The 11366-nt window shown below is 68.1% G+C and carries 10 protein-coding genes; 7 read left to right on the forward strand and 3 right to left on the reverse strand.

All coding sequences use genetic code 11. The features are described 5' to 3' along the window. Positions 1 to 118: 118 nt before the first annotated feature. Positions 119 to 946: a creatininase family protein gene (locus V9K97_RS27065; RefSeq protein WP_337321908.1), complete on the reverse strand. Its 828-nt coding sequence runs from the start codon at positions 944 to 946 to the stop codon at positions 119 to 121. Positions 947 to 1038: 92 nt separating this feature from the next. On the opposite strand from V9K97_RS27065, the gene V9K97_RS27070 reads away from it, so the two are divergent. Then, entirely contained in the window at positions 1039 to 1836 is a 798-nt protein-coding gene (locus V9K97_RS27070; RefSeq protein ID WP_337321910.1) for an SDR family oxidoreductase, read from the forward strand. Here the strand turns inward: V9K97_RS27070 and V9K97_RS27075 are convergent. Beyond that, positions 1833 to 2744, reverse strand: coding sequence for a LysR family transcriptional regulator (locus V9K97_RS27075; RefSeq protein ID WP_337297989.1), 912 nt, complete (start codon positions 2742 to 2744; stop codon positions 1833 to 1835). The genes V9K97_RS27070 and V9K97_RS27075 overlap by 4 nt on opposite strands. A gap of 86 nt (positions 2745 to 2830) precedes the next feature. Between V9K97_RS27075 and V9K97_RS27080 the strand changes: the two genes are divergently transcribed. Beyond that, positions 2831 to 3841: a zinc-binding alcohol dehydrogenase family protein gene (locus V9K97_RS27080; protein WP_337321911.1), complete on the forward strand. Its 1011-nt coding sequence runs from the start codon at positions 2831 to 2833 to the stop codon at positions 3839 to 3841. Between the two features lie 14 nt (positions 3842 to 3855). Continuing rightward, positions 3856 to 4431 carry a GNAT family N-acetyltransferase gene (locus V9K97_RS27085; RefSeq protein WP_337321913.1) on the forward strand — a complete coding sequence of 192 codons (576 nt, stop codon included), beginning with the start codon at positions 3856 to 3858 and terminating at the stop codon, positions 4429 to 4431. A 19-nt stretch (positions 4432 to 4450) separates the two neighbouring features. Here V9K97_RS27085 and V9K97_RS27090 read toward each other — a convergent pair whose 3' ends face one another. Next, a complete protein-coding gene (locus V9K97_RS27090) occupies positions 4451 to 5815 on the reverse strand; it encodes a PQQ-dependent sugar dehydrogenase (RefSeq protein WP_337321914.1) in 1365 nt (454 codons plus the stop codon). A 136-nt stretch (positions 5816 to 5951) separates the two neighbouring features. Between V9K97_RS27090 and V9K97_RS27095 the strand changes: the two genes are divergently transcribed. The 4 genes from V9K97_RS27095 to V9K97_RS27110 all read left to right on the forward strand — a co-directional run bounded on the left by V9K97_RS27095 (position 5952) and on the right by V9K97_RS27110 (position 11262). Then, entirely contained in the window at positions 5952 to 6701 is a 750-nt protein-coding gene (locus V9K97_RS27095; protein ID WP_337321916.1) for an alanyl-tRNA editing protein, read from the forward strand. A 52-nt stretch (positions 6702 to 6753) separates the two neighbouring features. Next, positions 6754 to 8979: a protein-disulfide reductase DsbD family protein gene (locus V9K97_RS27100; RefSeq protein ID WP_443304339.1), complete on the forward strand. Its 2226-nt coding sequence runs from the start codon at positions 6754 to 6756 to the stop codon at positions 8977 to 8979. Between the two features lie 94 nt (positions 8980 to 9073). Further along, the gene (locus V9K97_RS27105) at positions 9074 to 9766 is read left to right on the forward strand and encodes a redoxin domain-containing protein (protein WP_258503881.1); all 693 of its coding nucleotides are present in this window, start codon (positions 9074 to 9076) and stop codon (positions 9764 to 9766) included. A gap of 116 nt (positions 9767 to 9882) precedes the next feature. Beyond that, positions 9883 to 11262, forward strand: coding sequence for an MFS transporter (locus V9K97_RS27110; protein WP_337321917.1), 1380 nt, complete (start codon positions 9883 to 9885; stop codon positions 11260 to 11262). Positions 11263 to 11366: the final 104 nt, after the last annotated feature.

The following is an 11366-nucleotide window of genomic DNA, read 5'->3' on the forward strand; positions in this document are numbered from 1 at the left end:
GTGCCTTGCGCAGCGAAATAAAGGAGGAGGCCGCAGGCCGGGGGACATTCGCGGAGAAAGGTACCCCGTCGGCGGGTACGCCGCCCTGAACAAGGCAGCCAAGCAAGCGAACCAATGACTAAGGCAGCGGCCCAGTATTGGCCGTATCCAACGGCAGCCGAGACACCTCAGCCAACAACAACGCCAACTGCTCCGCAGCCGCATCGACAACAGCCTGCCCACGCGCAGCAGTCGCCGCGGCCGCATTGCCCGCCGCGCCTTGCGGGTTGTAGTCCTCCATGGCCCAGCCGAGCTTCGCGCTCTTGCCGTTGCCGAGAATCGCGTAGTCCGCTGCGCGCTGCTCGGAGGTGGAGCGGAAGTTCTTCGCCTCGGCCATGCGCACCTGCTGCGCCGCAAGCGCCAGCATCATCGAGGTTTCGATATCGCCCGCATGCACGCCGAAGCGATGCTCGCCGGCGCCGAACTGCGCGCCCGCATCGCCCAGCGGAAGGTTGAACCAGCTCACGCTGTAGACGATGAGGCCGTGTTCCGCGCGCAGCTCGCGCGCCACGATGTCCATAGCGCCCACATGGCCGCCGTGCGCGTTGAACAGCACCAGCTTCTTCACGCCGGCGCGCGCCACGCCGGCGCCGATTTCCTTCCACATGCGGATCACGGTCTCGGCCGAGAGGGTGAGGGTGCCCGCGAAACGCGCGTGCTCGGGGCTCAGGCCGATCTGCTGCGTTGGCAAGAACAGCACCGGAAGATCGGCCGGCAGCAGCGGCAGCGACGCGGCCACGATGCCGTCGGCCAGCACGGTGTCCACGCCCAGCGGAAGGTGAGGGCCGTGCTGTTCGGTCGCGCCGAGCGGCAGCACCGCGACGGTGGCTGCCACATCGAGCGCGGCAAAGTCGCGCGTCGTCAGTTGAGACCAGTAGCGGGGCAGGGATACCGAGGATGCATTCATCCGCCGATCTTAGAGCGGTGATTCAATCCACGCGATCCCGCGCCGCGTGGCCTTCTTTCTTTCTATTCACGATTCAAGTCAAGGACTCTCACATGGATCTCCAGCTCCAGGACCGGCACGTTCTCATCACCGGCGGCAGCAAGGGCATCGGCCTGGCCTGCGCGCTGGGCTTCTTGCGCGAGGGCGCGCGTGTGAGCCTGGTCTCGCGCGATCTGCAGAACCTGGAGCAGGGCCGCAAGACGCTGGTCGAGGCGTTTGCCGAGGCCGAGGGCCGGGTGTCGGTGCACGCCGCCGACCTCAAGGATCCGGCCGGCGCCGTGGCCGCGCTCAATGCCGCCGAGCAGGCTTTCGGCCCGGTGGACGTGCTGGTGAATTCCGCGGGTGCCGCGCGCCGCACGCCGCCCGACGAACTGAACGCGGCCGCCTGGCACGACGCCATGGACGCCAAGTACTTCACCTACATCCACATGATCGACCCGGTGGTCAAGCGCATGGGCGAGCGCGGCCAGGGCGCCATCGTCAACGTGATCGGCCAGGGCGGCAAGGTCGCGAGCCCCGTTCACATGGCGGGCGGCGCGGCCAATGCGGCGTTGATGCTGGTGAGCGCCGGCATGGCGTCGGCCTATGCGGCCAAGGGCGTGCGGGTGAATGCGGTGAACCCGGGCCTCACGCTGACCGAGCGGCTGCAGGAAGGCTTGAAGGCGGATGCCAAGCTGCAAGGCATCGGCAGCGAAGAGGCGCTGCAGCGCGCCAAGGCGAGGCTGCCGCTCGGGCGCATTGCAGCGCCCGAAGAAATTGCTAATGCGGTCGTGTTCCTGGCATCGCCGAAGGCGAGCTACATCACCGGCGCCATCGTGGCGATGGACGGCGCCGTCACGCCGATGATCTAGCCGGGCATCGGCGCGAGCGCGTCGAACTTGGCAGCCAGAAAATCCACCAGCGCCCGCACGCGCGCCGGCACAAAGCGCCCGCTCGGCAGCAGTGCGTGCAGCGGATAGGGCTCGGTCTCCCACTCGGGCAGCAGGCGCACCAGCGTGCCCTTGCGCAGGTCGTCCCGCACGTCGAGCGCCGACTTCAGCACGATGCCCCGCCCGGCCACAGCCCACTCGCGCGCGAGCGAGGCGTCGTCCACGCTGCGGTCGCCCTTCACGCGCACTTCGGTCCATTGGCCGTTCTGTGCAAAACGCCAGGTGCGGTGGCGGCGCCCGCCGCGATCGAAGGTCAGGCAGTTGTGGTGCAGCAGGTCATGCGGCGTCTTGGGCGCGGCATGGCGGCGCAGGTAGCCGGGCGATGCGGTGAGCAGCGGGTTGGTGAGCGCAAACGGTCGCGCCACAAGCCGTGAATCGGCCAGCGCACCGTAGCGCAGCGCCACGTCGACCTCGTCGCGGGTCACGTCGAGCAGCCGGTCGCCGACCGAAAGCGACAGCTGCACGCCCGGGTGCAGCGCCAGGAACTCGTCGAACCAGGGCAGCAGCGTGCTGCGCGTAAGGTCCGAGGGGGCTGCCACGCGCAAGGTGCCGACAAGCTCACCACGGTCGGCCGTGACCAGCGATTCGCCTTCGTCCAGCAGCTCGAAGGCGCGAACGGCGTAATCGAGCAGCGTCTGGCCCTGGGATGTCAGGCGCATGGCGCGGGTCGATCGCTCGAACAGCCGCGCGCCCAGCTGTGTTTCGAGCCGCTTGAGCGTGGCGCTGGCGGCAGCGGGCGTCATGCCCAGCGCATGGGCGGCTGCCGTCAGGGTGCCGCCGCGCGCGGTCTGCACCAGCACCTGCAGGTCCGAGAGATTTTCAATTTTCATTTGAAGGTGTTGCTTCAACCGGCAGTCTTATCAATTTTCATTTGCCATCCTACAGTCGAGCCATCGTTCAAGAAAGGTCCTTCGACATGAAAGCCATCGGTTACTACCAGTCCCTCCCCATCGACAACCCCGAGTCGCTGCAGGACATCGAATTGCCCACGCCCGCGGTCGGTCCGCGCGACCTTCTGGTGCGCGTCAAGGCCGTCTCGGTCAATCCGGTCGACACGAAGGTGCGCAAGAACATGGCGCCCGAAGCCGGCCACGCCAAGGTGCTGGGCTGGGACGCCGCGGGCACGGTCGAGGCCGTCGGCGCCGGGGTGAAGAATTTCAAGGTCGGCGACCGCGTGTACTACGCAGGCTCGATCGTCCGGCCCGGCACCAATGCGGAACTGCACGCCGTCGACGAGCGCATTGCGGCCCTCGCGCCCAAGAGCCTCGACGATGCGCAGGCTGCCGCACTGCCGCTGACCACCATCACCGCCTACGAACTGCTGTTCGATCGCCTCAAGGTGCCGAAAGGCGGCGGCGCGGGGCAGACGCTGCTGGTTACCGGCGGCGCCGGCGGCGTCGGTTCGATCCTGATCCAGCTCGCGCGCCAGCTCACGCAACTGCGCGTGGTGGCCACGGCTTCGCGCGCCGAGACGCGGGCGTGGTGCCTGGCACTGGGCGCGCACGCGGTCATCGACCATTCGAAGCCGCTTGCAACCGAGCTCAAGGCCGCGGGCATCGGCGAAGTCGACATGGTCGCCAGCCTCACACAAACCGGCCAGCACTACGCGCAGATCATCGAAAGCCTCAAGCCCCAGGGCCAGCTGGCGGTGATCGACGACTTGCCGACGCTCGACGCGATGCCGCTCAAGACCAAGTGCATCTCGCTGCACTGGGAAATGATGTTCACGCGTTCGCGCTTCGAAGCGCCGGACATCGCCGAGCAGGGCGCGCTGCTGGCCGAGGTGGCGGCGTTGGTCGACGCGGGCCGCATCCGCACCACGGCGAACGCGAGCTTCGGCACCATCAACGCGGCCAACCTCCGCAAGGCGCATGCGCTGATCGAAAGCGGCACCGCGCAGGGCAAGGTGGTGCTCGCGGGGTTCTGAGCACAATCGGCCGCATGGCCGACAGCATCACCCCGCCCCTGATCGAATTCGAAACCCCGCGCCTTCGGCTGCGGCAGTGGCGCGAGAGCGATCTCGCGCCCTTTGCCGCGCTCGCGGCCGACCCCCAAGTCATGGCGTTTCTGCTGCCGCTTCCCACGCGGGCCGACAGCGATGCACTGGCCGAGCGCCTGAAGGCTCGCATCGACGAGAACGGCTGGGGCTTCTGGGCTGTCGAACACAAGGATTCGGGCGAATTCGCCGGCTTCACGGGCCTGAACGTGCCGCTGGCCGCGCTGCCCTTCTCACCCTGCGTGGAGATCGGCTGGCGCTTCGGCAGAAAGTGGTGGCGCCAGGGGGTTGCGAGCGAGGCTGCGCGCGGCGCGCTGCAGATCGGTTTCGAACGGCTCGGTTTCGACGAGATCGTGGCATTCACCGCCGTCGGCAACCTTCGGTCGGCGGCAGTGATGGAACGCATCGGCATGCATGAAGACGTGGCCGGCGCGTTCGACCACCCTGCGCTGCCCGAGGGGCATGCGCTGCGCCGGCACCGGCTCTACCGCATCAGCCGGCCGCCACAGCAACGCCGATGAGCACGAACGGCGCCGGCCGCTACTTCGCGGCCAACACGCGCCAGACCACGTTGCCCACGTCGTCGGCCACCAGCAGGGCGCCACTCTTGTCGAGCGCCACGCCCACGGGCCGGCCTTGCGCCTTTTCGTCCGCCGAGAGAAAACCGGTCAGCACATCGACCGGAGGCCCGCTCGGCTTGCCGCCGGTGAAGGGCACGAACACCACCTTGTAGCCCGACTTCGGCTTGCGGTTCCACGAGCCGTGCTCGCCGATGAAGGCACCGCTCGCAAATTGCGGCGGCATGCCGCGGCCGTCCGAAAAGACCAGGCCGAGCGGCGCGACATGGGAGCCCAGGGCGTAGTCGGGCGCGACGGCCTTGGCGACCATCTGCGGGTTCGGCGGCGTGACGCGCGCATCCACATGGTTGCCGAAATAGCTCCAGGGCCAGCCGTAGAAGGCGCCGTCCTTCACCGAGGTAAGGTAGTCGGGCACCAGGTCGCTGCCGATCTCGTCGCGCTCGTTGACCACGGTCCAGAGCTCCTTGGTCTCCGGGTGCCAGGCCAGGCCGTTGGGGTTGCGCAGGCCGCTCGCAAACAGGCGCTTCTCGCCGCTTTTCACGTCCACCTCCCAGATGGCGGCACGCCCTTCTTCGGCCGCCAGCCCGTTCTCGCCGATGTTGCTGTTGGAGCCGACCGTGACGTAGAGCTTGGTGCCCTCCGCATTGGCAATCACGTTCTTGGTCCAGTGGTGGTTGATGCCCGCGGGCAGCGGCGTCACCACTGTGGGCGCAGCGCTCGCCGCGGTCTGGCCTTCGGTGTACGGCACCTTGACCAGCGCATCGGCGTTGGCAATGAAAAGCTCATTGCCGACCAGCGCCATGCCGAACGGCGAGCTCAGGTTCGACAGGAACACCTGCTTCACTTCGGCGGCGCCGTCTCCGTCGGCATCGCGCAGCAGCGTGATGCGGTTGGGGCTGGGCACGCCGGCACCGGCACGGCTCATGACCTTGTCCATGACCCATTTGCGGATCTTGCCCATGGGGCCGCTGTTGCTGTCGGCGCCTTCCGGTTTGGGGGGCTTGTTGCTTTCGGCCACCAGCACGTCGCCGTTGGGCAGGGTGTACACCCAGCGCGGATGGTCCAGCCCGCGCGCCAGCGCCTGCACGCGCAAGCCCGTGGCGGGCTTCGGGGCGGCGGCATCGGCCCAGCCCACGGCGGTGGCCACGTTGACGGTGGGAATCAGCGTCTTGTTGGGCTCGGCCAACTGCGGGCGCGGCCCGACGGTGGCTTCGGGCGCCACCTTGGCGGTTTCACCGCAGCCGGCCAGCGCCAGCGCGGCGGCGACTGCTGCGGTCACAGTGGCCTTGGAGGCCAGCGAGGAAACGGCGATGTCAGGGACCTTCATTCGCTCTCCTTGGTTGTTTGCGGCAACCAGGCCGCATCCGGACAGATCATGCGGACGGCACCCGCGGGGACTGTCGGTCATGGGCGCTTTTTGGCGTGGGCGCACCTCATTCACGCATCGCCGCTACCATCGCCGCATGACCGACGACCTGTTCCGCGCCGATGCGTATCTGCGCGCCTGCGAAGCCCGCATCCTGCGCATCGACGACTCCGGCATCGTGCTGGACCGCACCGTGTTCTACCCGCTCGGCGGCGGACAGGCCGGCGACACGGGCGTGCTGGCGCTGGCGGACGGCCGCGAAGTGGTCATTGCCGACACCCGCAAGGCCAAGAATGAAGAAGGCCAGCCCACCAGCGAATTCGTTCACGTGCCCGCGCCCGAACAGGCCGAACTGCTGGCTGCCTTGAAGCCGGGCGATACAGTCACCGCGCGCCTCGACTGGGAGCGCCGCCACCGGCTGATGCGCTTTCACACCGCCAGCCACCTGCTGTGCCACCTGGTGCCTGTGCCCGTGAATGGCTGCTCGATCACGCCCGACTATGCGCGCATCGACTTCCACATGACCGACCCGCTCGACAAGGAAGCGCTGACCGCCGGCCTCGCCCGGCTGGTGCAAGCGGCCCATCCGCTGACCGTGGGCGCCATCACCGACGAAGAGCTCGACGCCAACCCGGCGCTGGTGAAGAGCATGAGCGTGCAGCCGCCGCGCGGCACGGGCACGGTGCGCACCATTCGCATCGGCGGTGAGGGCGAGGCGCAGATCGACTTTCAGCCTTGCGGCGGCACGCATGTTGCAAACACTGCCGAGATTGGCGCGGTGATAGTCACCAAAATCGAGAAAAAGAGCGCCAACAGCCGCCGCGTGGTGCTGGGTTGGGCCGCTTGAGCGCCCATACTGCCCGGAACTTCGCACCGCCCGCCCGCTCCGACTGATCGGCATGATCCTCTCCCGCTTTCATTTTTTAGCTACGTTTCTGGTAGCAACCGCCGCAGCCTGCATGCCGGCCGCAGCGCAATTGGCCTCCAAGCCAGGTGCTGTCGTCACCACCCCCCACGTGCGCGCCGAACTGGTCGCGCATGCGCCCAACGGCGTGTCCCCGGGCGCACCGGTCTGGGTCGGACTGCAGATCACCCACCAGCCCGAGTGGCACACCTACTGGAAGAACGCCGGCGATTCGGGCTTGCCGACCGAGTTGAACTGGACGCTCCCGGCGGGCGTCGCCGCCGGCGAGATCGCCTGGCCGGTGCCGAAGAAGATCCCGATCGGCAATCTCGCCAACTACGGCTACGAGGGCACGGTGCTGCTGCCGGTGCCGCTCGAGGTGTCGAGCAATTTCAAGCCGCCGCTGGCGCTGGGCACAGGCGCCTCGGGCCTCGACATCCGCCTGAAGGCCACCTGGCTGGTGTGCCGCAAGGAATGCATTCCCGAGGAAGGCGAGTTCACGCTGGCCCTGCCGCTGCAGGGCTCGACCGCGCTGCACAAGGCCGAGTTCGACGCCGCCCAGGCCGCACAGCCGCAGCCGCTCGACAAGCCGGGCACCGTGGAAGTCAGCGGCAACAACCTGCAGGTGCGGCTCGAAGGCCTGCCCGCGGCCGCGCAGGGCAAGACCCTTGGCTTCTTCCCCGAAACGCCCGAGCTGATCCGCACCGCGGCGGTCTCGGGCAAGGACTGGACGCAAAGCTGGCAGGGCGGCACCTGGACCGCCACCTTGCCGCTGGCCGACCAGCGCAGCGCCAGCCCCACCACCTTGCCGCTGGTGGTGACGCTGGCCGAAGGCGACCGGCAGCCCGGCCAGCCGGTGGCCTGGCGTACCGAGGCGCCGGTCAGCGGCACCTGGCCGACCACCGCGCCGCGCGCCGAGGTTTCGCCCGCGCTGCAGGCCGCGCTTGCCGCCAATGCGGCGAATGCGGCTGCCGCCCCCGCGCCGCCCGCGGACTTGCCGGCCCAGCCCGCCGGCACTTTTGTCGTCGCGCTGCTGGGCGCCGTGCTCGGCGGCCTGCTGCTCAACCTCATGCCCTGCGTGTTTCCCATCCTGGCCATCAAGGTGCTGGGCTTCGCGCGGCAGGCGGGCAACCGCAGCGCCCACCGCACGGCGGGCCTGGCCTACACGGGCGGCGTGATGCTCTCGTTTCTCGCGCTGGGCGGCGCCATGCTCGCCCTGCGCGCGGCGGGGGCCCAGCTCGGCTGGGGCTTCCAGCTGCAATCGCCGGCCGTGGTGGCGGCGCTGGCGGCGCTGTTCACGCTCATCGGCCTCAACCTTGCGGGCGTTTTCGAGTTCGGCCGCGCGGCACCGCTGTCGGTGTGTTCCGCCCAGGCCAAGCACCCGATCGCCAACGACTTTCTTTCCGGCGTGCTGGCGGTGGTGATCGCTTCGCCCTGCACCGCGCCGTTCATGGGCGTTTCGCTCGGCTTTGCCATCGGCCTCCCCGCCGCGCAGGCCCTGCTGCTGTTCGCGGCGTTGGGCCTCGGGCTGGCGCTGCCCTACCTGGTGGCCGGTTTCGTTCCGGCCATTGCGCGGCTGCTGCCCAAGCCCGGACCGTGGATGAACACGCTGCGCCGGCTGCTGGCGTTCCCGATGTTCGCGACCGTCGCGTGGCTGGTCTGGGTGCTGGGGCAGCAAAGCGGCATCGACGGCGCGGGCACGCTGCTCGCGCTGCTGGTGTGCATGGCCGCCATCGTCTGGGCGCTGACGCTGCGCGGCCGCGCGCGGCTGGTCATTGCCACGGTGCTGGTCGCCTTTACCGCGGTGCTCACCGCGGCCATCGGCCGCAACGTGCTGCAGACGGTGGAGCCGGCCAAGCTCGCGTCCTCCTCCAATGCCGGCCAGCGCTGGCAGCCCTGGTCGGCCGAACGCGTGGTCGAGCTCACGGGCGCGGGGCAGCCGGTGTTCATCGACTTCACGGCCGCATGGTGCGTGACCTGCCAGTACAACAAGAAGGCCACGCTGGCCGATGCCGAGGTGCTGGCCGACTTCGACGGCAAGAAGGTCGCGATGCTGCGTGCCGACTGGACCCGCCGCGACCCCGCCATTACCGCCGCCCTGACCTCGCTTGGCCGTAGCGGCGTGCCGTTGTATGTGCTGCAGGCGCCCGGCAAGCCGCCGGTCGTCCTGACCGAAATCCTGGGCAAGGACGAAGTTCGCGCAGCGCTGGCCGCGCTTTGACCCCCGGCGTGACATGGGTTGTCACATGCACTTGAGAAAAGCGGCCTAAGCTGTCGCCGTTGTTTGTTTTTTTATTCTGGAGTTCAAGCTGGCCATGTCACTTTCGCCATCGTCCGACTCGCGTTCCATTCGTGCCGCGCGCCACGCCCGCGCCGCCCTCACCCGCGCCTCGCGCCGCGCCGTCGTGGCCGCGGCCGTGGCGCTCGGCGCCACCTTCCTGATGGGCAACAACGCCTTTGCAGCGCCTGCCGTGGGCCAGCAGGCGCCCGATTTCGTTGCCGTGGACACCAGCGGCGCCAAGCACAAGCTCTCCGACTTTGCCGGCAAGTTCGTGGTCCTCGAGTGGACCAACCCGGGCTGCCCGTTCGTGCGCAAGCACTACAACAGCGGCAACATGCCCGCCACGCAAAAGTCGGCCACGGCCAAGGGCGTGGTGTGGCTGTCGGTCAACTCCACCGAGCGCGCAGCCAGCGACTACCTTCAGCCTGCCGCGCTCGATGCATGGATGAAGTCGCAAAAGGCCGCGCCCACCGCGGTGCTGATGGACGAAGACGGCGTGATCGGCCAGGCCTACGGCGCGCGCACCACGCCGCACATCTTCATCATCGACCCCAAGGGCGTGCTGGTGTACGCGGGCGGCATCGACAGCATTGCCTCGGCCCGGCCCGACGACATCAAGAGCGCGACCAACTACGTGAACCAGGCGCTCGGCGAAGCCTTCGGCGGCAAGCCGATCTCTGCAGCCTCGACGCGGCCGTACGGCTGCTCGGTCAAATACAAGACCTGAAACAAGACCTGAAGTAAAAGCCGGCAGTGACAGGTACCTGACCGCACTGGTCAGGCAGCGGTCGGGAACCCCGGCCTACCCTTGGGGCGAACTACTTCGCCCAAGGGGACAACGAAATGAATCATGCGCACACCGCCGCGCAACCGGGCCCGGCCGCCCGCGCCGCTCCAGGCACCACCGCCGCCACAGCCGCTGCTTCGACGTCCTCTTCCTCCTCTTCCTCGAAATTCGCCACCGTCCTGCGTGTGACGGGCGGCAATTTCATGGAGATGTTCGACTTCTTCCTGTTCGGCTTCTACGCCACGCAGATCTCGAAGGCCTTCTTCCCGGCGGGCGACGAGTTCGCATCGCTGATGCTGACCTTCATGACCTTCGGCGCGGGCTTCCTGATGCGGCCGCTGGGCGCGATTTTTCTTGGCGCCTACGTCGACCGCGTGGGCCGCCGCAAGGGCCTGATCGTCACGCTCGCGCTGATGGCGCTGGGCACCCTGCTCATCGCCTGCGTGCCGGCCTACGCGACCATCGGCTTTGCCGCGCCGCTGCTGGTGCTGGTCGGACGGCTGCTGCAGGGCTTCTCGGCCGGCGTGGAGCTGGGCGGTGTCTCGGTCTACCTGTCAGAAATGGCAACGCCGGGGCGCAAGGGCTTTTACGTGAGCTGGCAGTCGGCCAGCCAGCAGGTGGCAATCATCGTGGCGGCAGCGCTCGGCTACTGGCTGAATGTGACCTTCACCTCGCAGCAAATCGGCGACTTCTACTGGCGCATTCCGTTCTTCGTCGGCTGCCTGATCGTGCCGGTGCTGTTCGTCATCCGACGTTCGCTGCAAGAGACCGAGGAGTTCATGGCACGCAAGCATCGCCCAGATGCGCGCGAAATCTTCCAGTCGATGATCGCCAACTGGGGCCTGGTGGTCGCGGGGATGATGCTGGTGTCGATGACCACCGTGTCGTTCTACCTGATCACGGTCTACACGCCCACGTTCGGCAAGTCGGTGCTGCACCTGAGCACGACCGATGCGCTGGTCGTCACGCTGTGCGTGGCCATCTCCAACTTCATCTGGCTGCCGATCATGGGCGCGCTCTCCGACCGCGTGGGCCGCAAGCCGCTGTTGATCCTGTTCACGGCGCTGACCATCCTGACCGCGTACCCGTCGCTCAAGTGGCTGGTAGGCGCGCCGAGCTTCGCGCGCATGCTCGAAGTGGAGCTGTGGCTGTCGTTCCTCTACGCGAGCTACAACGGCGCGATGGTGGTGGCGCTCACCGAGGTGATGCCGGTCAACGTGCGAACCGCCGGCTTCTCGCTGGCCTACAGCCTGGCCACCGCGCTGTTCGGCGGATTCACGCCGGCCATTGCCACGGGCCTGATCGAGATGACGGGCGACAAGGGCGCACCGGGTTTGTGGATGACCGCGGCGGCCGTCTGCGGGCTGGTCGCCACGTTGTTGCTGTATCGGCGCCAGGTGAATCCTGCGGATTCGGTGCGGGTGCCGGTGGTCTGAATTCTGGTTCTTGCGCTTGTCGGTTCAGGGCGCGCACCCGCCGACGGGGTACCTTGCTCCGCGAATGTCCCCCGGCCTGCGGCCTCCTCCTTTATTTCGCTGCG

The sequence above is a fragment of the Variovorax sp. CCNWLW186 genome, assembly GCF_037203865.1.
GTDB lineage: Bacteria > Pseudomonadota > Gammaproteobacteria > Burkholderiales > Burkholderiaceae_C > Variovorax.

What these genes read in the sequence shown, in the direction of transcription:
- V9K97_RS27065 (WP_337321908.1), bottom strand. Translation starts at nt 946, where the DNA reads ATGAATGCATCCTCGGTATCCCTGCCCCGCTACTGGTCTCAACTGACG.
- V9K97_RS27085 (WP_337321913.1), top strand. Translation starts at nt 3,856, where the DNA reads ATGGCCGACAGCATCACCCCGCCCCTGATCGAATTCGAAACCCCGCGC.
- V9K97_RS27080 (WP_337321911.1), top strand. Translation starts at nt 2,831, where the DNA reads ATGAAAGCCATCGGTTACTACCAGTCCCTCCCCATCGACAACCCCGAG.
- V9K97_RS27095 (WP_337321916.1), top strand. Translation starts at nt 5,952, where the DNA reads ATGACCGACGACCTGTTCCGCGCCGATGCGTATCTGCGCGCCTGCGAA.
- V9K97_RS27090 (WP_337321914.1), bottom strand. Translation starts at nt 5,815, where the DNA reads ATGAAGGTCCCTGACATCGCCGTTTCCTCGCTGGCCTCCAAGGCCACT.
- V9K97_RS27075 (WP_337297989.1), bottom strand. Translation starts at nt 2,744, where the DNA reads ATGAAAATTGAAAATCTCTCGGACCTGCAGGTGCTGGTGCAGACCGCG.
- V9K97_RS27110 (WP_337321917.1), top strand. Translation starts at nt 9,883, where the DNA reads ATGAATCATGCGCACACCGCCGCGCAACCGGGCCCGGCCGCCCGCGCC.
- V9K97_RS27070 (WP_337321910.1), top strand. Translation starts at nt 1,039, where the DNA reads ATGGATCTCCAGCTCCAGGACCGGCACGTTCTCATCACCGGCGGCAGC.
- V9K97_RS27105 (WP_258503881.1), top strand. Translation starts at nt 9,074, where the DNA reads ATGTCACTTTCGCCATCGTCCGACTCGCGTTCCATTCGTGCCGCGCGC.
- V9K97_RS27100 (WP_443304339.1), top strand. Translation starts at nt 6,754, where the DNA reads ATGATCCTCTCCCGCTTTCATTTTTTAGCTACGTTTCTGGTAGCAACC.